At 68.1% G+C, this 25,568-nt stretch carries 21 protein-coding genes and 2 pseudogenes; 20 read left to right on the forward strand and 3 right to left on the reverse strand.

Features of this window, described 5'->3' with window-relative positions:
- The first annotated feature begins 25 nt into the window (after positions 1 to 25).
- The 4 genes from fliM to ABOZ73_RS14905 are packed head-to-tail and all read left to right on the forward strand — an operon-like array spanning position 26 to position 5,311.
- Complete coding sequence (gene fliM / locus ABOZ73_RS14890) at positions 26 to 1,141, forward strand: flagellar motor switch protein FliM (protein WP_369058923.1); 1,116 nt, start codon at positions 26 to 28, stop codon at positions 1,139 to 1,141.
- 10 nt (positions 1,142 to 1,151) lie between these two features.
- Complete coding sequence (locus ABOZ73_RS14895) at positions 1,152 to 1,643, forward strand: DUF6468 domain-containing protein (RefSeq protein WP_369058924.1); 492 nt, start codon at positions 1,152 to 1,154, stop codon at positions 1,641 to 1,643.
- Entirely contained in the window at positions 1,640 to 2,443 is an 804-nt protein-coding gene (locus ABOZ73_RS14900; RefSeq protein WP_369058925.1) for a MotE family protein, read from the forward strand. Before ABOZ73_RS14895 ends, ABOZ73_RS14900 begins: the two co-directional genes overlap by 4 nt.
- A 3-nt stretch (positions 2,444 to 2,446) precedes the next feature.
- Positions 2,447 to 5,311 carry an endoglucanase gene (locus ABOZ73_RS14905; protein WP_369058926.1) on the forward strand — a complete coding sequence of 955 codons (2,865 nt, stop codon included), beginning with the start codon at positions 2,447 to 2,449 and terminating at the stop codon, positions 5,309 to 5,311.
- Here the strand turns inward: ABOZ73_RS14905 and fliP are convergent.
- Both fliP and ABOZ73_RS14915 read right to left on the reverse strand, forming a co-directional pair.
- Positions 5,308 to 6,099: a flagellar type III secretion system pore protein FliP gene (gene fliP / locus ABOZ73_RS14910; RefSeq protein ID WP_369058927.1), complete on the reverse strand. Its 792-nt coding sequence runs from the start codon at positions 6,097 to 6,099 to the stop codon at positions 5,308 to 5,310. The genes ABOZ73_RS14905 and fliP overlap by 4 nt on opposite strands.
- The gene (locus tag ABOZ73_RS14915) at positions 6,096 to 6,392 is read right to left on the reverse strand and encodes a flagellar biosynthetic protein FliO (protein WP_369058928.1); all 297 of its coding nucleotides are present in this window, start codon (positions 6,390 to 6,392) and stop codon (positions 6,096 to 6,098) included. The genes fliP and ABOZ73_RS14915 overlap by 4 nt, the downstream gene beginning before the upstream one ends.
- A gap of 101 nt (positions 6,393 to 6,493) precedes the next feature.
- Here ABOZ73_RS14915 and ABOZ73_RS14920 point away from each other — a divergent pair, with 101 nt between their 5' ends.
- From ABOZ73_RS14920 to ABOZ73_RS14970, 11 genes are all read left to right on the forward strand, one after another.
- Positions 6,494 to 6,916 carry a flagellar biosynthesis protein FlgB gene (locus ABOZ73_RS14920; protein ID WP_369058929.1) on the forward strand — a complete coding sequence of 141 codons (423 nt, stop codon included), beginning with the start codon at positions 6,494 to 6,496 and terminating at the stop codon, positions 6,914 to 6,916.
- 16 nt (positions 6,917 to 6,932) lie between these two features.
- Positions 6,933 to 7,352: a flagellar basal body rod protein FlgC gene (gene flgC, locus ABOZ73_RS14925; protein WP_369058930.1), complete on the forward strand. Its 420-nt coding sequence runs from the start codon at positions 6,933 to 6,935 to the stop codon at positions 7,350 to 7,352.
- An 8-nt stretch (positions 7,353 to 7,360) separates the two neighbouring features.
- Positions 7,361 to 7,681 carry a flagellar hook-basal body complex protein FliE gene (locus tag ABOZ73_RS14930; RefSeq protein WP_369058931.1) on the forward strand — a complete coding sequence of 107 codons (321 nt, stop codon included), beginning with the start codon at positions 7,361 to 7,363 and terminating at the stop codon, positions 7,679 to 7,681.
- Between the two features lie 57 nt (positions 7,682 to 7,738).
- Positions 7,739 to 8,002 carry a flagellar biosynthesis protein FliQ gene (gene fliQ, locus ABOZ73_RS14935; RefSeq protein ID WP_369058932.1) on the forward strand — a complete coding sequence of 88 codons (264 nt, stop codon included), beginning with the start codon at positions 7,739 to 7,741 and terminating at the stop codon, positions 8,000 to 8,002.
- Between the two features lie 6 nt (positions 8,003 to 8,008).
- Complete coding sequence (gene fliR / locus ABOZ73_RS14940; RefSeq protein WP_369058933.1) at positions 8,009 to 8,764, forward strand: flagellar biosynthetic protein FliR; 756 nt, start codon at positions 8,009 to 8,011, stop codon at positions 8,762 to 8,764.
- Between the two features lie 9 nt (positions 8,765 to 8,773).
- Positions 8,774 to 9,853 (forward strand): flagellar biosynthesis protein FlhB, encoded by a 1,080-nt coding sequence (gene flhB, locus ABOZ73_RS14945; protein WP_369058934.1) that lies wholly within the window; start codon positions 8,774 to 8,776, stop codon positions 9,851 to 9,853.
- 60 nt (positions 9,854 to 9,913) lie between these two features.
- Complete coding sequence (gene cckA, locus ABOZ73_RS14950) at positions 9,914 to 11,998, forward strand: cell cycle histidine kinase CckA (RefSeq protein ID WP_369058935.1); 2,085 nt, start codon at positions 9,914 to 9,916, stop codon at positions 11,996 to 11,998.
- A gap of 300 nt (positions 11,999 to 12,298) precedes the next feature.
- Entirely contained in the window at positions 12,299 to 14,125 is a 1,827-nt protein-coding gene (locus ABOZ73_RS14955) for a DUF885 family protein (RefSeq protein ID WP_369058936.1), read from the forward strand.
- 15 nt (positions 14,126 to 14,140) lie between these two features.
- Entirely contained in the window at positions 14,141 to 15,958 is a 1,818-nt protein-coding gene (locus ABOZ73_RS14960; RefSeq protein WP_369058937.1) for a DUF885 family protein, read from the forward strand.
- A gap of 178 nt (positions 15,959 to 16,136) precedes the next feature.
- Positions 16,137 to 17,954 carry a DUF885 family protein gene (locus ABOZ73_RS14965; RefSeq protein WP_369058938.1) on the forward strand — a complete coding sequence of 606 codons (1,818 nt, stop codon included), beginning with the start codon at positions 16,137 to 16,139 and terminating at the stop codon, positions 17,952 to 17,954.
- A gap of 28 nt (positions 17,955 to 17,982) precedes the next feature.
- Positions 17,983 to 19,803: a DUF885 family protein gene (locus ABOZ73_RS14970; protein WP_369058939.1), complete on the forward strand. Its 1,821-nt coding sequence runs from the start codon at positions 17,983 to 17,985 to the stop codon at positions 19,801 to 19,803.
- A 10-nt stretch (positions 19,804 to 19,813) separates the two neighbouring features.
- Here ABOZ73_RS14970 and ABOZ73_RS14975 read toward each other — a convergent pair whose 3' ends face one another.
- The gene (locus tag ABOZ73_RS14975; RefSeq protein ID WP_369058940.1) at positions 19,814 to 21,169 is read right to left on the reverse strand and encodes an EAL domain-containing protein; all 1,356 of its coding nucleotides are present in this window, start codon (positions 21,167 to 21,169) and stop codon (positions 19,814 to 19,816) included.
- Between the two features lie 152 nt (positions 21,170 to 21,321).
- On the opposite strand from ABOZ73_RS14975, the gene ABOZ73_RS14980 reads away from it, so the two are divergent.
- The 5 genes and pseudogenes from ABOZ73_RS14980 (at position 21,322) to recA (ending at position 25,292) form a co-directional block, all read left to right on the forward strand.
- Positions 21,322 to 22,419, forward strand: a complete 1,098-nt coding sequence (locus ABOZ73_RS14980) for a hypothetical protein (protein WP_369058941.1) — start codon at positions 21,322 to 21,324, stop codon at positions 22,417 to 22,419.
- A pseudogene (locus ABOZ73_RS14985) lies at positions 22,302 to 22,766 on the forward strand (LysR family transcriptional regulator); the annotation flags it as partial. The gene ABOZ73_RS14980 and the pseudogene ABOZ73_RS14985, both read left to right, overlap by 118 nt.
- Positions 22,759 to 23,172 carry a LysR substrate-binding domain-containing protein gene (locus ABOZ73_RS14990; RefSeq protein WP_369058942.1) on the forward strand — a complete coding sequence of 138 codons (414 nt, stop codon included), beginning with the start codon at positions 22,759 to 22,761 and terminating at the stop codon, positions 23,170 to 23,172. The pseudogene ABOZ73_RS14985 and the gene ABOZ73_RS14990, both read left to right, overlap by 8 nt.
- 128 nt (positions 23,173 to 23,300) lie before the next feature.
- Positions 23,301 to 24,008 carry a glutathione S-transferase family protein gene (locus ABOZ73_RS14995; RefSeq protein ID WP_369058943.1) on the forward strand — a complete coding sequence of 236 codons (708 nt, stop codon included), beginning with the start codon at positions 23,301 to 23,303 and terminating at the stop codon, positions 24,006 to 24,008.
- A gap of 206 nt (positions 24,009 to 24,214) precedes the next feature.
- Positions 24,215 to 25,292 (forward strand): annotated as a pseudogene (gene recA, locus ABOZ73_RS15000) (recombinase RecA).
- Positions 25,293 to 25,568: the final 276 nt, after the last annotated feature.

The raw sequence follows: 25,568 nt of genomic DNA on the forward strand, positions 1-25,568 counted from the left end.
GCTCGCCCTGGCTGGCATTCACCCGATGGCTGACGAGATCGACGACGACGCCATGGCCCAGTGGGCCGCCGACAACGCCACCGGCGAACTGCCGGGGGGCGATGACGGCTGGACGGGCCTCGACGATCTCGGCGGCGGCGGCGACGGGATGATGGGCGCCGAGCGCATCCTGAACCAGGACGAGATCGACAGCCTGCTTGGTTTCGACTTCTCGACCGACAATGACGACGACCGCACCGGCATCCGGGCGATCATCAACTCGGCCCTGGTCTCCTACGAGCGTCTGCCGATGCTCGAAATCGTCTTCGACCGCCTGGTGCGGTTGATGACGACCAGCCTGCGTAACTTCACCAGCGACAACGTCGAGGTCAGCCTCGACAACATCAGCTCGATCCGTTTCGGCGACTACCTCAACTCGATCCCCCTGCCGGCCATCCTGTCGGTGTTCCGGGCCGAGGAGCTGGACAACTACGGCCTGCTGACGGTCGACTCCAACCTGATCTACTCGATCGTGGACGTGCTGCTGGGCGGCCGCCGCGGCACCGCCGCCATGCGCATCGAAGGGCGTCCCTACACCACGATCGAGCGCGTGCTGGTCCAGCGGATGGTCGAGGTCGTGCTGCAGGACGCCAAGACCGCGTTCGAGCCGCTGCATCCGGTCAACTTCACCCTCGACCGCCTCGAGACCAACCCGCGCTTCGCCGCCATCGCCCGGCCGGCCAACGCCGCGATCCTGGTCAAGCTGCGCATCGACATGGAAGACCGCGGCGGCCGCATTGAGCTGCTGCTGCCCTACGCGACCCTCGAGCCCATCCGGAAGATGCTGCTGCAGCAGTTCATGGGTGAGAAGTTCGGCCGCGACAACATCTGGGAAGGCCACTTGGCCACGGAGCTCTGGACCACCCAGATGGAGGTCCGCGCCGTGCTCGACGAGCAGCAGGTGGACCTGCGCAAGGTGCTCGACCTGAAGGTGGGCGACACCATCATGCTCAACGCCACGCCCGACAGCCTGGTGGAGCTGCGCTCGGGCTCGATCCCGCTGACGCGCGGCCGCATGGGCCGGCGCAACCACAACATCGCCGTGCGCTGCGAGGCGGCGCTCGGTCCCTCGGCCCGCAAGGCCGTCCAGAAGATCAAGTGAGGGCCAGGCCATGACCCTCGCCGGCGTCGCCCTTCAGATCCTGTTCGCGGTCCTGCTGATCGTGGCGCTGGTGTTCGGCATGCGCCTTGAGCGCCGGCTGAAGGCGCTGAAAGAAAGCCACGAGGGCTTCGCCAAGGCCGTGGTCGATCTGGACGCCGCCGCCCAGCGCGCCGAGCAGGGACTGGCCGATCTGCGCGCCGCCACCGACGAGGCGGCCGAGCAACTGGCCGACCGCATCGACAAGGCCCGCGCCCTGACCGCCAAGCTCGACAAGTCCATGGCCCAGGCAACGCGCGGCGAAAGCGCTCGCGTCGCCAGCAACCGCCCGCCGCCGGGACCGCCGATGACGCGGGCGCGCGCCGCATTCGCGGCCGTCGACCGTCCGCCGCCCGCGCCGCCGGTGGAAACCCCGCGTTCACGCCCCCGGGGCGATGATGACGATCTGTTCGACCCGCCGGCTGGTTCCGGCGGTTTCGGAGTCCGACCTGGAGGCCGGCGATGAAGAACATTCCCCGCATTTTGCCGCTGGTCGGCGTGGCCGCCGTCGGCGTGCTCGCCCTTAACGCCCTCTCGGGGGCGAAAACCTTCTCGGACATGACGTCCGGCGCCCGCGCCTTCGCCGAGGAAGCGGCGGCCAAGGTCGCGCCCAAGGACAAGAAGGAGGAGGCCGCCGAGGCGGAGAAGCCGGCCGAGAAGGCCGCCGCAAAGCCGGTCCCGGTCGCCGCTTGCGGTCCCAGCGCCGCGGCCTTGGCCAAGGAGGCGGGGCTGTCGCCGGCTGAGCTGAACATCCTGCAGAGCCTTCGCGCCCGCAGCGGTCAGCTGGACGCCCGCGAGCAGGACATGGACGTGCAGCTGAAGCTGCTGGCCGCCGCCGAGGCCAAGCTCGACGCCAAGATCAACACGCTGACCGCTCTGAAGTACAAGATGGAAGACGTCGTCAAGCAGGGCGACACCAAGACCAACGCCGAGACCGACCGCATGGTGACGGTCTTTTCGTCGATGAAGGCCAAGGACGCTGCGGCGCGCCTCGCGGTGCTGGACGATTCGGTGCGCCTGCCCATCGCCGCCAAGATGAAGGAACGGTCGCTGTCCATGGTGCTCGCCGCCATGCCGCCCGCCGAGGCCAAGAAGCTGACCGAGAGCCTGTCCAAGCGCTACAACAGCGAGGCCATGGACAAGGGCCGCGCCGCGCTGGCGCCGGGCGGCGACCAGGCCGCCGTGGACGCCGCCGCCGAGGAAGTCGCCAAGAAGGCCCCGGCCAAGGCGGCCCCCGCCAAGCGCCAACCGGCGGCCCGAGGCTAGGAGATGAGCCTGCGCATGGTCCTGCGCGGCGGAGTGGCGGCGGTCTGCATCGCCGCCACTGTCGTTCCAGCCGGCGCCGCCGCGCCGGCCAAGACCGATGCGCGCGGCCCCCTGGACGTGCGGGTGGCCCAGGCTAAGGATTTCACCCGGCTGGAGTTCCACTGGAACGGCCGCGCCAGCGTCTCGACCAAGCGCGAAGGCCAGGTCCTGACCCTGCGGTTCAGCCGTGGGGCAAAGCCCGACATCGCCTCGCTGAAGGCGTTCCCGCCCAAGTGGCTGAAGAAGGTCGAGAGCCGCGATGTCGGCGGCCGGCTGGAGATCGCCCTGACCCTGGCCGACGACGCCGAGGCCAAGGTCGGCCAGTCCGACGGCCAGACCTTCGTCAACCTGTTCGCCGCTCCGCCCAAGGTCGCCGAGGCCGCCAGGCCGGTCGAGACGCCCAAGGTCAATCCGGTCCCGGCCGGCGGCGTGGTCCGCGTGCGCTCGGAAGTGGCCGGTCTGCAGACCCGTCTGGTCGTCGACTGGAACGCCCCGACCCCGGCCGCCGTCTTCCGCCGGGGCGAGGCGATCTGGGTGGTGTTCGACGCCCCCGCGCGCCTGGACGTGTCCGGCGCCGCGCGCAGCACCGCGCAGTACGCTCGCCTCGAAACGCTGCAGGGCGAAGGCTTCGCCGCCCTGCGCATCATCGCGCCCGAAACGGTGACGGCCCAGGCCAGCGGCGAAGGCCCGCGCTGGAACATCGCCCTGGGCCCGCGGCGCCCCGGCGCCGGCGGCGTCTCCGTCGAGCGTGATCTGGAAGCCGCCCCCGCCGGCCTGAAGGCCGAGCTGTCGGGCGCCAGCCGCGCCATCTGGATCGACGACCCCGCCGTGGGCGACCGCCTGGCCGTCATCCCCGCCATGGCGCCGGCCAAGGGCGTGGCCGCCCGGCGCGAGTTCGTGCAACTGGCGGTCCTGCCGTCCAGCCAGGGTCTGGCGGTCGAGCCCTATGCCGGCGACCTGAATTTCTCGGTTGAAGGCGACCTGGTCCGTATCGGCCGCCCCAAGGGCCTGGCCCTGTCGCCCTCGACGGCGCAGCCGCGGGCCGAGGCCAGCCTCGATGCGCCGCAGCCGGCCGGCATGCCGGCCCTGATCGACGAGACCTGGGCGCGTTCGGAGAAGGGCAAGTTCCTGGTCCGATACAACGCCCTGCAGGACGCCGCCGCCGAAGAGGTCGCCCTGGGCCGTGCGCCCGGCAAGGACGCGCCCGTCGCCGCCCGCATGGCCCTGGCCCGCTTCCTGGTCGGCAACGAGCTGGGCTACGAGGCGATCGGCGTGCTCAACGCCGCCGCCCGCAGTCGCCAGAGCCTGATGGGCGACGCCGAGTTCCGGGGCCTGCGCGGCATGGCTCGGATCATGGTCGGCCGCTATGCCGAGGGCGAGGCCGACCTGTCCGCGCCCGTTCTGCTGGGCGAGGCGTCTTCGGCCCTGTGGCGCGGCTACGCCGCCACCAAGGCCGGCGACTGGGCCACGGCCCGCAAGATGTTCGAGCAAGGCACGCCCGCCTTCGAACACTTCTCCCCGATCTGGAAGGCGCGCTTCGCCACCGCCGACGCCGAGGCCGCGCTGGAGCAGGGCGACCTGGTCTCCGCCAAGGAAGGCGTCGCCGCCGCGCTGGCCAACGAGATTCCGGCCGAAGAGCAGCTGAAGGTTCGCCTGGTTCAGGCGCGCCTGTTCGAGGCCAGCGGCGATCGCCGCCGGGCGTTGAACGTGTTCAAGGCCGTGGCCACCGCGCCGCTGGACGGCCTGGCCGCGCCGGCCACCTTGAACGCCACCCGCATCGCGTACGAGGACGGCAAGCTGCCGGCCGACAAGGCCGCGGCCGTCTATGACCAGCTGCGCTTCCGCTGGCGCGGCGACGCCACCGAGCTGAAGACCATACGCACCCTGGGCGCGCTCTATCTGGGCCAGGGTCGTTACCGCGATGCGCTGGAGGCGCTGCGTTCGGCCGGCCAGAAGCTGCCCGACCATCCCGAGGCGCGGGCGCTGCATTCCGACCTGTCCGGGGCGTTCCGCGCCCTGTTCCTCGACGGCATGGCCGATGGCCTGCAGCCGGTCCAGGCGCTGGCCCTGTTCTACGACTTCAAGGACCTAACCCCTATCGGCGCCGACGGCGACCTGATGGTGCGCAACCTGGTCCGCCGGCTGGTGGACGTGGACCTGCTGGACCAGGCCGGCGACCTACTGAAGTATCAGGTCGACAACCGCCTGGACGGCGTCGCCAAGTCCCAGATCGCCACGGACCTGGCGGTCATCTACCTGATGAACCGCAAGCCCGAGGACGCCCTGCGGACCATCAACGAGTTGCGCACCACCGTCCTGCCGGCGGCCCTGAACGCCGACCGCCGCCTGATCACGGCGCGGGCCATGGTCATGCTGGGCCGCACCGACGCCGGGCTGGAGATCATCGAGAACGACCGCTCGCGAGAGGCCTCCGACATCCGCGCCGAGGCCGCCTGGAAGCAGCGTGACTGGCCGGCCGCCGGCCAGATGCTGGAAACCTCGCTGGGGGAGCGCTGGAAGACCGAAGCCGCCTTGGCCGCCGACGACGAGGGCAAGCTGCTGCGCGCCGCCGTGGCTTACAGCCTGGCCGGCGACGAGACCGCCCTCGACCGCCTGCGTGGCCGCTACAGCCCGCTGCTGGAGCAGGCTCGCAATCCCGACGCCCTGCGGGTCGCCCTGGCGGGGCCGGAAAGCGACGTGGCTTCCGCCAGCGACTTCAGCCGCATCGCCGCCGACAGCGACGCCTTCTCCGGCTGGGTGACGAAGATGAAAGAGCGCTTCCGCGCCAAGCCGGCGGCCCCCAAGGCGCCGGCCGCCAAGAAAGCTTAACCCCCCGGCGCGGGCGGGCCTCGGGTGAAGCTTTCCACCAGGCTGCCGCAGACCAGCCGCCAGCCGTCCACCAGCACGAAGAAGATCAGCTTGAACGGCAGCGAGATCGCCGCCGGCGGCAGCATCATCATGCCCATGCTCATCAGCACGCTGGCCACGACCAGGTCGATGACCAGGAACGGGATGAACAGGAGGAAGCCGATCTCGAAGGCGCGCTTCAGCTCGCTGATCATGAAGGCCGGGGTGACGACCCGCAGAGGGGTGTCCTGGGCCGTGGCCGGGCGGGGAATCTTCGACAGCCGCACGAACAGGGCCAGGTCGTCGCGATCCACCTGGCTGAGCATGAAGCTCTTCACCGGATCGGCCGCGGCGTCGAACGCCTGAGGCAACTCCATCTGGTTGTCGAGCAGGGGGCGGATGCCCTCGTCATAGGACCGCTGGAAGGTCGGCTGCATGACGATGGCGGTGAGGAACAGCGCCAGGCTGACCAGCACCGAGTTGGGCGGCGCCTGCTGGGTGCCCAGCGCCGTGCGCAGCAGCGACAGCACCACCGTGATCCGCACGAACGAGGTGGTCATGATGACGATGGATGGCGCCAGGGAGAGCACCGTCAACAGGCCCATCAACTGGACGACCCGCTCGGTCAGGCCGGCGCCTGTCCCCAGATTGACGTTCAGGGCCTGGGCCATGGCGATGGCCGGCCAGACGAAGGAGGCGGCCGCCGTGACGCCCGCCACCAGCAGGGCGCGCTTCAGGTCGGCGCGCTCGATCTTCCAAAGGCCGGTCACGCTTGGGTCTCCGGGGCGGTCTCGACTTCGGGCAGGGCGGGCTGGGTGGCCAGAAGGCGGCCTTCGCCCAGCATGATCAGCCTCTCTTCGCCATCCAACTTCACCAGCACCAAGCGGCGGGTCGGATCGAGGGGCAGGGTTTCCACCAGCGTCATGCGGCGCTGCTTCTTCTCAAGCTGGACCTTGAGCATCCATTCCGGGCCGTACTTGCGCATCAGCCAGGCCGCCAGGCCGATCAGGCCAAGCGTTAGTCCCAGGGCCGCCACGGCGCGGATGAAGTCGACAAATCCCATGTTCGCTCCATGCGCCGAGTCGGGGCTGCCAGGCGATGGGGCGGGCTCAGGAAGGACGTGGTTAATGCGTCGTTAACCTTGTTCTTTCACCTTTTGGAATCATGAACCCGCTCGATATTCCAGTCTTCGCAATGCTCAAGAGCCGGCTCGGCTATCTGAGCCAGCGCGAGCGTGTGATCTCCCAGAACGTCGCCAACTCCGACACCCCGGCCTACAAGGCCAAGGACTTGCGGGCGTTCACGTTCGATGCGGCCCTGGGCTCTTCGGGCCTGCGGCCGGGGGTTTCGACGACTCATACCTCGGCGATGCACCTGTCGCCGCCCAAGCGGCAGATTTCCGCCCAGCAGCGGGAGCTGCGTCCGTACGACGCGCCCGATTCCGACACGACCCTCGACGGCAACGCGGTCTCGCTCGAAGACCAGATGCTGAAGATGGCGGACGCCAAGATGAATTACGACGCGGCCATCGGTTTCTACCAACGGTCGCTCGGCATGCTGCGCATGGCCGCGCAGAAGCCGCGGTAAGGAGCCGGAGCGCTAGATGCCGCAGATCAATTCGCAGACCGCAACCGCCCAGGCCGTCGCCGCCTCGGCCCTTCGCGCCCAGCAGGCGCGCATGCGGATCATCGCCGAAAACATCGCCAACGCCGATTCCACCGCCCGCACCCCGGGCGGCGATCCGTATCGACGCCAGAACCCGATCTTCGAACCGCACGCCGTTGGCGGCGGGGAGGGCGTGCGCCTGTCGCGGGTCGAGCCCGACCAGAAGGCGTTCAAGCAAGAATTCAACCCCGGTCACCCGGGCGCCGACGCCACCGGCTACGTGAAGATGCCGAACGTCGAGACCCTGGTGGAATCGCTCGATATGCGCGCCGCCCAGCGCGCCTACGAAGCGAACCTAAACGTCATCGAGACCGCGCGCTCGATGGACAGCAAGACCCTCGACATTCTCAAGCGCTAGGCTGACCCATGATCACTCCGCTCAGCGCCGCCAAGGCCTACGCCAGCACCCAGGGCATCTCGCCGATGGGCAGCCTGTCCGACGGCGTGGCCAGCCTGTCCAACTCCCGCCAGAAGACCTTCGGCGACATGCTGGAATTTGTCATGGGCGACGCGGTCCAGGCCTCGCGCGCCGCCGAAGGCCAGATCGCCAAGCAGGCGGCCGGCAAGGCCGAGCTGCTGGACGTGGTCACCGCGATCTCCTCCGCCGAGGCCAGTCTGGAGACGGTCATGGCCGTCCGCGACCAGGTGATCAGCGCGTATCAGGAAATCATGCGCATGCCGATCTGACGGCGGCGGCGACTCTCTTTAAGAAAAGCAGCCGACGCAGTTTGCCTGAGGCCCCGCATGACCGGCCCCGAAGTCATCGATATCGGCCGTGACGCCATCTGGCTGACGCTGCAGCTCTGCGCGCCGGCCCTGATCGTCGGCCTTATCGTCGGTGTCGGCATCGGCCTGCTGCAGGCCCTGACCCAGATCCAGGAAGCCACCCTGGTCTTCGCTCCCAAGATCGTGGCCGTGTTCATCACCCTGCTGCTGGCCCTGCCGCTGATGGGGGCCCTGATGTCGGGCTTCATGCGCCAGATCGCCGCGCGCATCGCGGGAATGTAGGCGGCCTTGGAATACTACGCGACCGCAGCCCAGGTTTACGCCGGCGGTCTGGTCTTCGCCAGGCTCGGCGCGATGGTCATGCTGATCCCCGGCTTCGGCGACGACGCGGTGCCGCCGCGCATCCGGCTGGCCTTCGCCTTCCTCATGGCGCTGCTGATAACGCCCATCGTGGCCGCCAATGTCGGCGGCCCGCCCGGGACCGTCGGCGAGATGGGCGGGGCGGTGATCAAGGAGGTCCTGGTCGGCCTGATGATCGGGATGATCTTGCGGGCCCTGACCGCCGCCCTGAACGTGGCCGGTGAAATCATCGCCATCCAGACCACCCTGTCCTTCGCCCAGACGGTCGATCCGGCCCAGGGCATGAACGGCAACGCCATCAGCAGCTTCCTGGGCCTGCTGGGTGTCATGATCATCATGACCACCGACCTGCACCATCTCTTCCTGGGAGCGATCGTGCGCTCCTACAGCCTGTTCCCGTTCACCCAGCCGGTTGACGTGAACGACGGCGTCACCCTGATGATCCGGACCGTGGCCGACGCCTTCGCCCTGGGGGTGCAACTGGCGGCGCCGATCATCGTCTTCTCGCTGGTGCTCAACGTCGCCGTCGGCCTGATCAGCCGGGTGATGCCGCAGTTCCAGATTTTCTTCGTCACCTCGCCGCTCAGCGTCCTCATGGGCCTGTCGATCCTCGCCCTCGGGCTGGGGATCATCGGCGTCGTCTGGGCCGACCGCTATCGGGCCCTGCTCCAGGTCTTCAACTAGGAGCGGGCCATGGCGGAGTTGGACGACAAGACAGAAGAAGCAACCCCGCGAAAACTCTCGCAGGCGCGGGAGAAGGGCGACGTTCCCAAATCCCAGGACGTCTCGCAGCTGGCCACACTGGTCGGCGGGGTGGCGGTGCTGATGTCCATGGGCGGGTTCTTCGCCCAGCGGCTGATGAATGACCTGTTGCCGTTCATCGCACACCCCAACGAGTTTCCCATGGACGAGGCCGGAGCCCTGGAGGTCGGCCTTCAGGCGGTCCGCGCGGCCCTGCCCATGGTGGCGACGGTGACGACGGTGGCCGCCCTGGCGGGGGCGTGCAGCCACCTGTTCCAAAGCGGCATCATGTTCACGCCGGACAAGCTGAAGCCGGATCTGAAGAAGCTGAACCCACTGTCGGCCTTCAAGCGGATTTACGGTCCCGACGGCCTGGTCCAGTTCGCCAAAACGTTCGTGAAGCTCGTGGTCACGGCCATCGTCGCCTACGTGACGATCCGCCCGCACATTCCCGAGCTGCAGAACCTCGCCTGGCTGGCGCCCAGCGCCATGATGCCCCTGGCAATCAAGCTGCTGAAGTCGCTGATCTGGGCGGTGCTGATCCTGCTGATCGCCACCGCTGCCTTCGACTACTTTTTCCAGCGCATCCGCTTCGCTCAGCGCATGCGCATGTCCAAGGAAGAGGTGAAGGAAGAGCACAAGCAGTCGGACGGCGACCCGCACGTCAAGGCCCGCCAGCGCCAGATCCGCATGCAGCAGTCGCGGCGGCGGATGATGCAGAACGTTCCCAAGGCGACGGTCGTGGTGATGAACCCAACTCACTACGCCGTGGCCCTGCGCTACGAGCCGGGGGAGACGGCCGCGCCCATCTGCGTGGCCAAGGGCGTCGACGATATCGCCCTGAAGATACGCGGCGTCGCCGAGGAGCATGGGGTGACGGTGATCGAGGATCCGCCCCTGGCCCGGTCCCTCTACGCCAGCGTCGAGGTGGATGACGAGATCCCGGCCGAGCACTTCGAGGCCGTGGCCAAGATCATCAGCTTCATTCTCAACAAGGGCAAGAAGAGCGGGCAGCGCGCGCGTCCGCTCTAAACGCGTATCCTGTCAGCTGTCACACAACTGATTCGTCTCGAGAATTTGGAAAACGGCGCCATGTCTGAGAAGACCGAAAAGGCGACGCGCAAACGGCGTTTCGATCCCCTGGTGATCATGGCCGGGGCGTTCTTCGCCCTCGCCGTCGGCTTCGCCGCGGTGCCCGCCATGAAGGCCGGGCCCGCGACCTTGGCTGGCCTGCTGCTGCTCGCCGGCCTGATCGGCGTCGCGTGCCTGGGCCTCGTGGCCTTCCGCAGCTCCGCCCAGCCGGTGACGGACGTGGAGGGCGAGGCGTTCCTGGAGGCGCTGCCCGAAGCCGCCGCCACCGCCGCGCCCGACGGTCGCATCCTCAGCGCCAACCTAGCCTGGCGCACGGGCCTGGGTGAATCCCGCCGCCTGCCGCGCAACGGCGCCGCGTCCGGCCTGTTCACCGCCTTGGTCAAGGCGCGCCGGGGCGAGGCCGCCAGCGCCACCCTGCGCGTCGACGGCATCGATCGTCCGGCCTCGGTGTCGCCGCTGGGCCGCGGCCGCTTCTTGATCCGCATGCTGGAGCAGCCGGCCGAGCCGCTGCGCCTGCCGGCCGAGGTCGTGGCGCCCCAGCCGACCGCCTCCGTGTTCGCCATGCCAGAGCCGGTCCAGACCGGACCCGCCGCCCTGGACGCCCTGGCGGCCTCGTCGCCCTTCGGCGCCGCGCTGCTGGAAGGCGCCGATGTCTTCGCCGCCAAGATCGTCGAGGCCAACGGCGCGCTCGGCGCCATGACCGGCGGCAAGGCGATCGAGGGCGTCACCTTCGGCGACCTGATCGACAAGAACAGCCATCTCGACGCCGCCCTTGGCGTGGCCGAAGGCCGCGCAGGCCCGGTCGAGGTGCGCCTGGCTCACGACCCGTCGCGCATCGCCCACCTCTATCTGGCCCGCATCGGCAAGCGCCTGACGGCCTATCTGGTGGACGTTTCCGAGCAGAAGCAGATGGAGCTGCAGCTCGCCCAGTCGCAGAAGATGCAGGCCATCGGCCAGCTGGCCGGCGGCGTCGCGCACGACTTCAACAACCTGCTGACCGCCATCCAGCTTCGCCTGGACGAGCTGCTGCATCGCCACCCCGTGGGCGACCCGTCCTACGAGGGTCTGAACGAGATCCGCCAGACCGGCGTGCGCGCCGCCGATCTGGTGCGCAAGCTGCTGGCCTTCTCGCGCAAGCAGACGGTCCAGCGCGAGACCCTGGACCTGGGCGAGCTGATCAGCGAGTTCGAGGTTCTGCTGCGCCGCCTGCTGCGCGAGGACGTCAAGCTGGTCACCGACTACGGCCGCGACCTGCCCAAGGTGCGGGCCGACAAGAGCCAGCTCGAAACCGCGGTGATGAACCTGGCCGTCAACGCCCGCGACGCGGTACGCGCGGCCAAGGGCGGCGGCATGGTCAAGATCCGCACCGCCCGCCTGGATCACGCCGAGGCGGTCAAGCTCGGCTACAACGGCCCGCCGGCCGAACTGGCCCTGATCGAGGTGTCGGACGACGGCCCGGGCATCCCGCGCGAGGTGATGGGCAAGATCTTCGACCCGTTCTTCACCACCAAGCCGGTGGGCGAGGGGACGGGACTGGGCCTCGCCACCGTCTATGGCATCGTCAAGCAGTCGGATGGGTGGATTCACGTGGAATCCAAGGCCGGTTCGGGCGCGGCCTTCCGCATCTTCCTGCCGGTGTTCCACGCCCCTGACGTGATCACGCCGCCGACCGTGGAGCCGGTGAAGACCCGCACCGTGGCCCGCGATCTTTCCGGCGCCGGCCGGATTCTGTTCGTGGAGGACGAGGACGCGGTGCGGGGCGTCGCCGCGCGCCTGCTGCGCGCCCGGGGCTATGAGGTGATCGAGGCCGCCGACGGCGAGGAAGCCCTGGTCCTGGCAGAAGAGAACGCAGGCTCGATCGACCTGCTGATCTCCGACGTGATCATGCCCGGCATGGACGGCCCGACCCTGCTGAAGAAGGCGCGCGGCTATCTGGGAACCGCGCCGGTGATGTTCATCTCCGGCTACGCCGAGGCGGAGTTCTCCGACCTGCTGGAGGGCGAGACCGGGGTCACCTTCCTGCCCAAGCCCCTGGACATCAAGGTCCTGGCCGAGCGGGTGAAGCAGCAGCTTCAGGCGGCCTAGAAGTCATCCCCGCCGGGGAGGATCTTGTTTCCGACCGAGGCCGGCGATCAGCGTCGTGGCCTTGGCCGTGTCGGACTTGCCGTCGCCGATCTCCTGCGCCCAGCCGCATAAGGCGGGGCCGGTGATTGAGCCTTCTTCCAGCGCCTTCACGCCCTTGCCGCGGGCGACCGCCTCGTCAGGACGTGGCGAAATGGCGTTCGGTGAGGTGTTTATTACGCGGAATTAATACCTCGGGCCTCGACGGCGCACGGGTAAGTGGTACCGCTTCCGTCCTCGATAAAAGGATAGGGAGAGCGGACAATGCAAAGCCGCCGACAACTGCTTCAATTCACCGCCATCGCCGGTCTCGCCGCCATCGCGCCGCGCATGGCCATGGCCGCCGCCGCCTCGCCGGAAGCCGTCAAGATGAACGCCATGTTCGATGGCTTCATGAAGACCGCGTTCGAACGCTCGCCGGAATACGCCACCTATATGGGCCTCGACAAAGGCGCGATGGCTGGCCTGAAGAGCAAGATCAGCGACCTGTCGCCCGCCGCCCAGCGCGAGAACGCCGCCATCAACGCCCGCCAGCTGGCGCAGCTGCGCACTATCGACCGCGCCAAGCTGACCGGCATGGACGTGGTCAACTACGACACCGTCGAATTCACCCTGTCGGTGAATGAGGAGCTGGCCAAGTCCAGCCCGACCCTGCGCGGTCAGGGCTCGGTCTATGTGCTCAGCCAGCTGTCGGGCCTGTACCAGCAGGCGCCGGACTTCATGGACACCATGCACGGCATCGAGAACGCCGCCGACGCCGAATCCTATCTCGCCCGACTTGCGGCCATGGGCCCGGCCCTCGACCAGGAGCTGGACGTCGCCAAACATGATGAGAAACTGGGCGTCACCCCGCCTGATTTTGTCATCGACAAGGCGCTGGTGCAGATGAAGTCCCTGCGCGACCAGCCGCTCGACAAGGCCACCCTGGTGGAGTCGATCGTCCGCCGGACCAAGGAAAAGGGCCTGTCGGCCGAGTACGGCCAGCGCGCCGCCAAGATCTATACCGACAGCGTCCTGCCGGCCCTGGGCCGTCAGATCGCCTATCTGGAAGGCCTGCGCCCCAAGGCGCGTCATGACGCGGGCATCGGCAAGCTGCCGAACGGCCCGGCGATCTACGCCGCGTCCCTGAAGAACTACACCACCTCCAACCTGACCCCGGACGAGATCCACAAGCTGGGCCTGGACCTGGTGGCCAAGCTGTCGGCGCAGACCGACACGCTGATGCGCAGCCAGGGGCTGACCAAGGGCACCGTCGGCGAGCGCTTCCGTTCGCTCTACGACGACCCCAAGCAGCACTATCCGGACAACGACGCCGGCAAGGTCGAGCTGATCAACGACCTGAACGCCCAGATCAAGGTCATCGAAAAGAAGCTGCCGGCCTATTTCGGCCAGCTGCCCAAGGCTCCGGTTGAAGTGCGCCGCGTGCCGCCGGCCATCGAGGCGGGCGCTCCGGGCGGCTCCTACAACTCGCCGCCGCTCGATGGTTCGCGTCCGGGCATCTACTGGATCAACCTGGTGACGACCACGGCCCAGCCGCGCTTCACCCTGCCGACCCTGACCTATCACGAAGCCCTGCCGGGCCATCACCTGCAGCTGGCGTTGAACAACGAGAGCCAGGGCATCCCGCTGATCCGCAAGGCCATCGGCTTCTCGGGCTATTCCGAGGGCTGGGGTCTCTACGCCGAGGAGCTGGCGGTGGAGATGGGCATGTACGAGACCGACAAGATGGGCCAGATCGGCATGCTGCACGACGCCCTGTTCCGCGCCGTGCGTCTCGTCGTCGACACCGGCCTGCACCACAAGGGCTGGAGCCGCGAACAGGCCATCAAGTACTACGTCGAGCAGATCGGCGACGAAGAGGGCGCGGCCACCCGCGAGGTCGAACGCTATTGCGTCTGGCCGGGCCAGGCCTGCAGCTACATGGTCGGCAAGATCACGTGGATGCGCCTGCGCGATAAGGCAAAGACCGCTCTGGGTCCGAAGTTCGACATCCGCAAGTTCCACGACGCTGGACTGCTGGCCGGGGGCACGCCCCTGACCACGCTGGAGAACGTCATCGACGGCTACATCGCGTCGGCCAAGGCCGCGTAAGACAGAGGGTGGACTATGGACCGTAGACAACTACTGCTGGGGGCGCTCGCGACCGCCCTGGCCAGCCCGGCGCTCGCCCGCGCCCAGGCCGGCTCCGAAGCGGCGAAGATGAACGCGCTCTTCGACCGGGTGATGCAGGAGACCCTGCAGCGCTATCCCGAATACGCTACCTCCCTGGGCCTCGACAAAGGCGCCATGGCGGGCCTGAAGGGGCGTCTGGGCGAGGTCTCGCTGAAGGCCCTGGCCAAGGACAAGGCCGACAACAGCCGCTACGTGACGGAGCTGAAGGCGATCGACCGCTCCAAGCTCTCGGGCATGGACGTCATCAACTACGACACCGTCCTCTTCACCCTCGAGACCTCGGACAAGGGCAACAAGGCGTTCAATTACGGCAACAGCGCTTCTGGCGCGCCGTACGTGCTCAGCCAGCTGACCGGCTCCTATCAGCAGATCCCGGACTTCCTGGACACCCAGCACGGCATCGAGACCGCCGCGGACGCCGAGGCGTACCTGTCGCGCCTGTCGGCCTTCGCCAAGGTGCTGGACGGGGAAGTCGAGATCGCTCGCCACGACGTGGGGGTCGGCGTCGTCCCGCCGGACTTCGCCATCGACCGAGCCCTGACAACCATGCGCAACATTCATGGCGAGCCGGCGTCTAAGTCGTCGCTGGTCCAGTCGGTGGTCCGCCGCACCAAGGCCAAGACCATCGCTGGCGACTGGGAAGCCCGCGCCACCAAGATCTATGAGGGTGAAGTCCTGCCGGCCCTGGGCCGCCAGATCGCCTTCATGGAGGAGATCCGCAAGTCGGCCGTCCATGACGCCGGCGTGTGGCGTCTGCCCAAGGGCGGCGACTACTATTCCGTCTCCCTGCTGAACTACACAACCGCGACCATCTCTCCCGACGAGATCCACGCCACGGGCCTGCGCTTGGTGGACAGCATCTCCAAGGAGATGGACGCGATCTTCAAGTCGCAGGGCATGAACGACGGCACGGTGGGCGCGCGCCTGCAGCAGTTGTCCAAGCGCCCCGACCAGCTCTACGCCAACACCGACGAGGCCAAGGTCGAGCTGATCAACGACCTGAACAAGCTGGTGAAGGAGATCGAGGTCAAGCTGGCCCCGTACTTCGGCCAGCTGCCCAAGGCGCCGTTGGAAATCCGCCGCGTGCCCAAGTCGATCGAGGCCGGCGCTCCGGGCGGCTACTACAACATCCCGACCCTGGATGGCTCGCGCCCGGGCATCTACTGGATCAACCTGCGCAACAGCGCCGAGAACCCCAAGTTCGGCCTCAAGACCCTGACCTATCACGAGGGGATTCCGGGCCACCACCTGCAGCTGGCTCTGAACAACGAGAGCCAGGGCATCCCGCTGATCCGCAAGGCCATCGGCTTCTCGGGCTATTCCGAGGGCTGGGCGCTCTATTCCGAGGAGCTGGCGGTCGAGATGGGCATGTACAAGGACGACCCGTTCGGCCACGTCGGCCAGCTTCAGGCCGCCCTGTTCCGCGCCGTCCGCCTTGTGGTCGACAGCGGCATGCACCACAAGAAGTGGAGCCGCGAGCAGGCGGTGAAGTACTTCGTCGACCACTTGGGCCAGGAAGAGGCCACGGCGGTCACCGAGATCGAGCGTTACTGCGTGTGGCCCGGCCAGGCCTGCAGCTACATGGTGGGCAAGCTCACCTGGCTGCGCCTGCGCGACAAGGCTCGCACGAGCCTCGGCGCCAAGTTCGACTACCGCAAGTTCCACGATGTCGGCCTGCTGTCCGGCGGCACGCCGCTGACGGTGCTCGAGAACGCCATCGACGGCTATATCGCCAGCGCCAAATCGGCCTGACGACAAGGGTTGCTCCGCCGGTCCGGCCCTTGTCGGGCCGGCGGTAAGCCCCGCTTCCAAAACCACTGAAAATCAGATCGGCGTCCTATGCGGACCTGTGACGCCGATGAAATCAAAATGGCCGGCCCCGCTGCTAAGCAAGCCGACCGTCCGCGTGACCAAATGGGGAGAGTATCTGATGGATCGTCGCGCCTTTCTGGCCAGCGCCGCCGCGACCGCCTTCGCCGGGCCGGCCCTGGCCCAGGCTTCGTCTTCCGCCGAAGCGGCAAAGATGAACGCCCTGTTCGACAGGATCATGCAGGAGCGGTTCCAGAACTCGCCCGGCTTCGCCACGCGCCTGGGCCTCGACAAGGGGCCTATGGCCGACCTGAAGGGCAAGCTGAGCGACATCTCGCTGGCCGCGCGCGCCCGCAACAAGGCCCGCGTCAGCCGTGAGTTGGCCGACCTGCGCGCTATCGACCGCAAGGCCCTGAGCGGCATGGACGCGGTGAACTACGACACCATCGAATTCACCCTGGCGGTCGACGCCGACGGCTACAACAAGTTCAACTACGGCGCGGACGCGGCGGGCGAGCCCTATGTGCTCAGCCAGCTAACCGGCTCCTACCAGCAGACGCCGGACTTCCTGGACACTCAGCATTCCATCGACACCGCGGCCGACGCCGAGGCGTATCTGTCGCGCCTGTCGGCCTTCGCCAAGAACCTGGACGGCGAGCTGGAGATCGCGCGCCACGACCTGGGTCTGGGCGTCCTGCCGCCGGACTTCGCCATCGACCGCGCCCTGGCCTCCATGGGCCAGATCGCCGGGGAGGGCGCCGACAAATCGGTGCTGGTCCAGTCGGTGGTGCGCCGCGCCGCCGCCAAGAACTTGGCCGGCGACTGGTCGGCCCGCGCGACCAGGATCTATGAAGGCGAGGTCGTCCCCGCCCTGAACCGCCAGATCGAGTTCCTGAAAGCCAACCGCGCAAAGGCCGTCCACGACGCCGGCTGCTGGCGTCTGCCCAAGGGCGACGAGTACTACGCCGTGTCCCTGAAGGGCGCGACGACCTCGGGCATCACGCCCGAAGACGTGCACCAGACCGGCCTGGAGCTGGTGAAGAGCATCTCGGCCGAGATCGACGTGCTGCTCAAGGGGCAGGGCATGACCCAGGGTTCCGTCGGCGCCCGTCTCAAGGCCCTGGGCGATGATCCGAAGCAGCACTACCCCAACACCGACGAGGGCAAGGAACAGCTGCTGGCCATGCTGAACGGCAAGGTCGAGGAGATCCGGGGCAAGCTGCCGCCGTACTTCGGCCAGCTGCCCAAGGCCCCGGTGGAGATCCGCCGCGTGCCCAAGGCGATCGAGGCCGGCGCACCGCGCGGCTACTACAACTCGCCCACCCTGGATGGTTCGCGCCCGGGCATATACTGGATCAACCTGCGCAACACGGCGGAGTTGCCGACCTTCACCCTGACCTCTCTGACCTATCACGAGAGCATTCCGGGCCATCACCTGCAGCTCGCCCTCAGCAACGAGAGCGACGCCATCCCGCTGATCCGCAAGGCCACCGGCTTCTCGGGCTACTCCGAAGGCTGGGCGCTCTATTCGGAGCAGCTGGCGGTGGAGATGGGCATGTACGGCGCCGATCCGCTCGGTCACGTCGGCCAGCTGCAGGGCGCGCTCTTCCGCGCTGTCCGCATGGTCGTCGACAGCGGCATGCACCACAAGCGCTGGAGCCGCGAGCAAGCGGTGAAGTACTTCGTCGACGTGCTGGGCTGGACCGAGGCGCGCGGGATCACCGAGATCGAGCGCTACTCCGTGTGGCCGGGCCAGGCGTCCAGCTACATGGTCGGCAAGATCGTCTGGCTGCGCACGCGCGAGAAGGCCAAGGCCGCCCTGGGTTCGAAGTTCGACCTGAAGGCCTTCCACAACGCCGGCCTGCTGTCGGGCAGCACACCGCTGACCGTGCTCGAGACCGCCATCGACAACTACATCGCCGCGGCGAAGACCGCGTAAGCCCAAGCGTACCTAAGGGGGACATCACATGGACCGCAGAACCTTCCTCGCCACGGCCGCCGCCTCGGCCATCGCCGCGCCGGCCTTGGCCCAAATCAAGGGAGGCGCTGAGGATCAGCGGCTCCATGCGATGCTCGACAAGTTCTTCTACGACAGCGTCGACAAGAGCCCGACCCGCGCCACCTCGCTGGGCCTGGACAAGGGCGCCCGCGCCCATCTGAAGAGCGAGCTGGGCGACGCCTCCCTGGCGGACCGCGCCCGCCGTCTGGCCGACGCCAAGCAGCGCCTGGTCGATCTGAAGACCATCAACCGCACCGCGCTCAGCCCGTCGGCGGCCATCGACTACGACGTCATCGCCTACCAGAACGAAGTGCAGGTCACGGCCCTGTCGCGCGTTAAGTTCGGCGAAGGCGGCAGCGGCGGCTACTCGCCCTACGCCATCGACCAGCGCTCGGGCGCCTATCAGTCGGTGCCCGATTTCCTCGACAACCAGCATGGCGTCGCCAACGCCGCTGACGCCGACGCCTATGTCGCCCGCGTGAAGGCCTTCGCCACGGTTCTCGACCAGGAAACCGAGCGGATGAACGCCGAGGCGGCGATGGGCGTCATCGCGCCGAACTTCATCCTCGCCACCACCCTGGACCAGATGCGCGCCCTGCGCGGTCAGGCGACCGCCGACACCGTGCTGGTCAAGTCCATCACCCGTCGCGCCAAGGCCGCTGGCCTGACCGCCGACTATGGCGCCCAGGTCGCGGGCGTGGTCGACGCCCAGGTGTGGCCAGCCCTGGATCGCCAGATCGCGGCGGTCGAGGCCCTGCGCGCCAAGGCGACCGACAAGACCGGCGCCTGGACGCTGCCGGCCGACCCCGGCTACTACGCCGGCGCCGTGGCGGCGGCCACGACCACCAACATGACCCCCGAAGAGGTCCACCAGCTGGGGCTGTCCCAGGCGGCCGAGATCACCGCCCGCATGGACGTGCTGCTCAAGGGCATGGGCCTGACCCAGGGTTCGGTGGCCGACCGCATGACCGAGCTCGGCAAGCGTCCGGATCAGCTTTATCCGAACACCGACGCCGGCAAGGAAGAGATGATCAAGGTCCTGAACGCCCAGATCGCGGCGCTCGACCCGCGTCTGCCCGAAGTGTTCGGCCGCCTGCCCAAGACCAAGGTCGAGGTGCGCCGCGTGCCGGTGAACATCCAGGACGGCGCGTCCAACGGCTACTACCAGCGCCCGACGCTGGACGGCTCGCGTCCCGGCGCCTTCTACATCAACCTGAAGGACAGCGCCGACTGGCCGAAGTTCAGCCTGGCGACCCTGACCTACCACGAGGCCAGCCCGGGCCATCACCTGCAGATCGGTCTGCAGATGGAGAACGCGGACGTGCCGCTGATCCGCCGCACCGGCGGCTTCTCGGCCTTCTCCGAGGGCTGGGCGCTCTACGCCGAACAGTTGGCCTACGAGATGGGCGTCTACAAAGGCGACCCGAACGGCGAGCTGGGCTACCTGCAGTCGTTCCTGTTCCGGGCCATCCGCCTGGTGGTCGACACCGGCATCCACCACAAGCGTTGGACCCGCGATCAGGCCACCGCCTACATGGTCGGGGCCACCGGCTACACCCACGGCCGCGTCCAGCGCGAGATCGACCGCTACTGCGTGTGGCCGGGCCAGGCGCTCAGCTACAAGGTCGGCCACACCTCGTGGGTGCGCATCCGTGAGGACGCCAAGGCCAAGCTGGGTTCGAAGTTCGACATCCGCCAGTTCCACGACGCGGCCCTGCTGTCGGGCCCGATGCCGCTGACGGTCCTGGAAAAGCAGATCAACGCCTACGTGGCGCGGACCAAGGCCTAGGCTCTTCGGTTCAGGCCAGCTTCAGCAAGGGCGGCGCCACCGGCGCCGCCCTTCGCATTTTAGGGGTCTCGGGACGCTCGGTGGGGCGGCCGTAGAGATAGCCCTGTGCGAAGTCGACGCCGGCGTGGCGGGCGGCTTCCTCGACGCCCCCGTTCTCGACCATGGCCGCGACGGTGCGCAGGCCCAGTTCGCTGAACGCCTGCACCAAATGGCGCACCAGCGCCGCCTCTTCGCGCCCGCCGGTAAGTTCGCGCACGTAGCGGCCGTCGATCTTGGCCAGGTCCAGTTGCAGGCGCTGCAGGTGGGCCATGGAGTTGGCTCCAGCCCCGAAGTCGCCCAGGCAGACCAGCGAACCCATGCCGCGCAGAACCTGGGCGTAGCGATCGGCCAGCACCATGTCGGTGATGGTGTTGCTCTCGGTCAGCTCGAAGATCAGCCGCCCGCGCGCGCTGTCGTGGCGGCGCAGCAGGCGCTCCACGTGCTGGGCGTAGGCCTCGTCGCACAAGGTGCGGCCGGTGACCTTCACCGCCAGGCGCAGCGTAGGGACGTCCGAGGCCAGGCGACGGATGGCCTGCTCGACCACGGCGTGGTCCAATTCCTCCATCAGCTCGAAGGCCTGGGCGGTGCGGATCATCTGCAGCGGGTCGGCGCCGTTGTCGAAGCGCACCAGGACTTCCTGGTGGTGCACGGTGTCGTCGGCCAGACGCACGACCGGCTGGAAGGCGAAGTTGAAGCGACGCTGGCTGACCGCCGCCGCCAGGGCCTCGGCCCGGGCCAGGGCGCGGTGCATGGCGCGGGTGTTGTGCGAAGCGGTCGCCTGGACGATCGGCTCGACGATCTCGGTGGGCGGGGCCTCGACCGGGGGCGGGGTGATCATGTCCGGCGGCAGGTCGGTCATCACCGCCGGCGGCGTGGCGGGCGCGACCTCCACCGGCGCCTGGGGAGCCGGCTCGGGTGCGACGGCGGCGGGGGCGGGCTTGGGCGCATAGGGCGCGACGCTGACCGGCCCGGTCACGAAGCGCGGCAAGGCCGGCGCGGCGGTCACGGCGCAGCAGATGCGGCCGGCGTTCTCCGCCAGGCGGCGAGCCGACAGGCTGATCGGGCTGTCGGCGTCATGCGCCGGAGCCAGGACGATGGGGCCGTGGCGTCCGCCGTCGGCCAGGCCGAGGAGGAAATGGTGCAGCCGATCCCGGTCCCGCGGGGCCAGCAGATCGTGCAGCAGCATGCCGGTGATCGGGTCGCCGTGGCCGAACAGTTCATGCTCCGCCCCGGCCACGAACGTGATGCGTCCGTAGTCGTCCAGCTCCAGGAGGAGGTCGGAACTGGCGAAGGCCAGTCCAAGCAGCCGGTAGGGGTCGAGGGTCAAGGCGCGCGGCGGGTCCAGAATTGATCAGCCGACCCTGCATCGGTATGGTTAAGCAGAGGTTGTCGCGACCGGCGGCAGGACGTCGCGGGCGGTAACCATGCAACCGGTTGCACGTTGCCAAACGCCAAGCTTTTTGATGCATAGGGATCACTATGGATCCGGCATCGTTCGCGGCGAAATTCGACCTCGTGCTGAAGGCGCTAAGCCTCAGCCGCGGCCGGCTCGCGGCCGATCTCGGCGTGGACAAGTCGGCGGTCAGCCGATGGGGCGGCGGCGTGGTCGCGCCCTCGGCCCACAACCTGATGCTGCTGACCGGCCTGGTGGCCTCGCGCAAGGAGGGGTTCACCCTGCTCGACTGGGAGCGCGACCTCGACAGCCTGGCCGCCCTGATGGGGGTTGAGCCGCCGTCGAGCGCTGGCTCGACGCCCGCGCCGCTGACCGGCGGCTCGTCGATCATGCCGCTGTTTCCGCAGATGCCGTTCGGGATCGAGGAGGCCTCGCGCCGCGAGATCGAACGCAAGGGCGCGTCCTACGAGGGCATCTGGCGGATCACCCGCCCGTCCTCGACCCAGCCTGGCATGTATGTGAAGGAGCACATGATGATCCGGCGCGAGGGCGAAGGCCTCGCCCTGCGGATCGTCGGCGGCGCGCACGAGACGCGGGGCCATATCCTGATCCTCCAGGGCCAGCTCTACGGCGTGGCCGCCGACGCCCATGACGACTCCCTGCTGTTCGCCGTGTTCAACGGAACCAGCGCGCCGAAGGTCGAGCGGATCGAAGGCGTGATGGGCAGCGTCTCGGCCGACGCCTTCACCGCCGCCACCGCCATGGCCGCCATCTGCGAGCGGATGAGCGACCTGACCGACGACGCCCAGGCCGACACCGCCCGGTTCGAGGCGCTGAAGACCCTGCCGATCATCTTCGCGCCGGACGACGTGCCAGCCGCCATGCGCCTGAAGCTGAAGGCGCCCCTGCGCTGCGTGGAGGCCGACCGCGAGGCCATCGCCGAGGCGGCCGTCATGCCGCCGCCCATGCCGCCGGTGATCGAGGGGGGGATGTCGATCCGACGCAGTTTCGCTTTGACTGGAACGACCTTTGCCACTTCCTGGCCGTGGCGCGCAGCGGCTCGACCCTGGGCGCGGCCAAGCAGCTTCGGGTCAGCCAGCCCACGGTGGTGCGCCGCATCGCCACCCTGGAGGAAGCGTTGGGCTCGGCGCTCTTCGAGCGTCGCTCTTCCGGCTACGAGCTGACCGAGGTCGGGCGCGAGCTTCGCCCCCATGCCGAAAAGGTCGAGGCCGCGGTCATGGGCTTTGGCTACGCCAGCGCCGCGGCGGCGCGCGTTCAGACCCAGGTGATCCGCGTCACCGCGCCCGAGAACATGGCCAACCTGGTGATCCCGGCGATCATGCATGAGTTCCACAAGACCCATCCCAGCGTGCAGGTGCAGCTGATCACCGACGATCGGCGGCTGGACCTCAACAAGGGCGAGGCCGATGTCGCCTTGCGCGCCGGCTCGACCCCGGACGATCCGACCCTGATCGCCCGGCGCCTGCCGGACCTGGCCTGGGGCGTCTATTGCAGCCCGGTCTATGCCGCCCAGCACGGCGTGCCCGGCAGCGCCGAGGAAATGGGCGGCCACCTGCTGGTCGGGGGAGGGGATCATCCTGGGCCTGCCGGGGCTGCGCTGGCTGGACCAGATCGCGCCGAGCGGCCAGGTCGTCTGGCGCTGCAACACCCTGACCAACCTGTGCACCGCCGTCGCCGGAGGGCTGGGCGTCTCGGTCCTGCCCAGCCTGGCCGGAACGCAGGCGGGCCTCGTCCGCTGCTTCCCCGTGGCGGAGCTGAGCGCCGAGCTCTGGCTGGTCACCCGCGCCGAGCTTCGCGGCATGCCGCACGTCCGCGCCTTCATGGATTGTCTGGCCAACCACATGCGCCGGCTGCGGCCCTTGCTCAGCGGCGAGGGTGGCGGAGAGCTGGACGCGACGGCGATTCCGGCCGTCTAGCGCGTCACAGCTTGGCTATTCAATTTTGAATAGCGCTTGTGCAGGACTGTTGATTGATCGGCCTTCGCCACGCTTCTAGATGAGCGGCCCCGCAATATGGGCGCATCCGGCGCCCGACTGGCGCCGACATGAAACTGTACTACGACCCTCTATCGACCGAGTCGCGAGCCGTGCTGCTGTTCGCGCATGAGCATCGTCTGAAGTTCGACGAGGAAATCGTCAGCGTCTGGGACGGCGCGCACCTGTCCGACGTCTTCGCCGGCCTTAATCCCAACCGCACCCTGCCGTTGCTGGTGGATCGCAACCTGCGCCTGACGCAGGCCTCGACGATCCTCAAGTACCTGGCCGAACTGACGGGGTCGCAGACCTATCCGCACAGCCTGCATCCGCGCATACTGGTCAACGAGCGGATGGACTGGTTCGTCGGCGGCCTGGCCCGCGACTTCCTGCATGGCTTTATCTATCCGCAGATGTTCCCGGCCTGCCGTTACGCGGCGGCCGAGCACCAGACGGCCCTGCGCCGCCATCTGGCGGCCTCGCATCGCTGGCTGTGCATTCTGGATCGCCACATCCTGGCGTCCTCCCCATATGTCTGCGGCGCGGACCTGACCATCGCCGACTATCTGGGCGCGACCTATGTCGGCGTGGGCGACTGGATCGGCTTCAGTCTGGCCGATTATCCCAACGTCGCCGCCTGGATGGACCGCATGCGCTCGCTGCAGGCGTGGTCGACATCCCATCACGAATTCGAAGCCGGTCTCATCGCGCGCTGGTCGCCCGAGATCGCCGAACGCCTTGCCGGCGCGCAGGCGGGTCTGGTTTCAGATCCAGTCTGAGAGCCGGCAGCCCGGCGCCTCCCCTAAGGCGTCGGGCGCCCTCCTTCCATGCGTCAATTTCGGTCGTAGCAGGGCGTTCCGCCCAAAAAGAACATCTTGCGAACAAAGAACAAACCGTGCACGTTCGAGTCATGGATAGCCGGCGCTGACGCGGGGATCGCAGCAGGGCCGGTTGGGTTGGCGGAATCATGGAATAAGGGACGCCTGTGATGAACCAAGCGGCGTTGAGGCTCGTGGCACGCGAAGAAGGCGATAAGCAAAAGGCTCTTGAGGCCGCCCTGGCTCAGATTGACCGGGCGTTCGGCAAGGGCTCGGTGATGAAGCTCGGCGACAAGGGCAAGGTGGAGATGGAGTTGGTTTCGACCGGTTCTCTCGGCCTCGACATCGCCCTGGGCATCGGCGGTCTGCCCAAGGGGCGGATCATCGAGATCTACGGCCCGGAAAGCTCGGGCAAGACGACTCTGGCCCTGCACGTGGTGGCCGAGGTTCAGAAGGCCGGCGGCACCGCCGCCTTCGTGGACGCCGAGCATGCGCTCGACCCGTCCTACGCCCACAAGCTGAAGGTGAACCTGGACGAGCTGCTGGTTTCGCAGCCCGACACCGGCGAGCAGGCGCTCGAGATCACCGACACGCTGGTGCGCTCCGGCGCGGTGGACGTGATCGTGGTCGAACTCGGTGGCGGCCCTGACGCCGCGCGCCGAAATCGAAGGCGAGATGGGCGACAGCCTGCCGGGCCTCCAGGCCCGTCTGATGAGCCAGGCCCTGCGCAAGCTCACCGCCTCGATCAACAAGGCCAAGACCCTGGTGATCTTCATCAACCAGATCCGCCACAAGATCGGCGTCATGTACGGCTCGCCCGAGACGACCACCGGCGGCAACGCCCTGAAGTTCTACGCCTCGGTCCGCCTCGACATCCGCCGCACCGGCTCGGTGAAGGTCCGTGACGAGATCATCGGCAACAACGTCCGGGTGAAGGTGGTCAAGAACAAGGTCGCCCCGCCGTTCCGCGAAGTCGAGTTCGACATCATGTACGGCGAGGGGATCTCCAAGCTGGGCGAGATCATCGACCTGGGCGTGAAGGCCGGGATCGTCGAGAAGTCCGGCTCCTGGTTCTCCTACAGCAGCCAGCGGATAGGGCAGGGGCGCGACAATGTGCGCGAGTTCCTGAAGAACAACCCCGACATCGCCGCCAGCATCGAAAAGGCCGTCCGCGCCTCGTCCTCCAAGATCGAGGAAGAGCTGCTGGTCGGCGGGCCCGACGCTCAGGAAGACACCGACGGCTAAGCCCTCGGGGCCGATCCTTCAAAGGCTCTCGCGAGGCGGTCTTCACCGCCGGCGACCCCGCCAAACCCTCCGGCGCGTGACCCCCAACCGCGCCGCCTCGCGAGCCGAGGACGTTCGGACCTGCGCCCCAAGCGCCGGACCGGGCGTCCTTTTTCGCGTTCCAGCGGCGCTCCCGCCCGCGGCCATGCCACGAATTTCCTTGGGAGATCAGGCGCGCTTGGCTAAGGAGCGCTGCACTTCCTATCTCCGCATTTCGCGCTTTCCAGACCCCGGACG

Origin of the sequence: Caulobacter sp. 73W (assembly GCF_041021955.1) — a bacterium.
GTDB lineage: Bacteria > Pseudomonadota > Alphaproteobacteria > Caulobacterales > Caulobacteraceae > Caulobacter.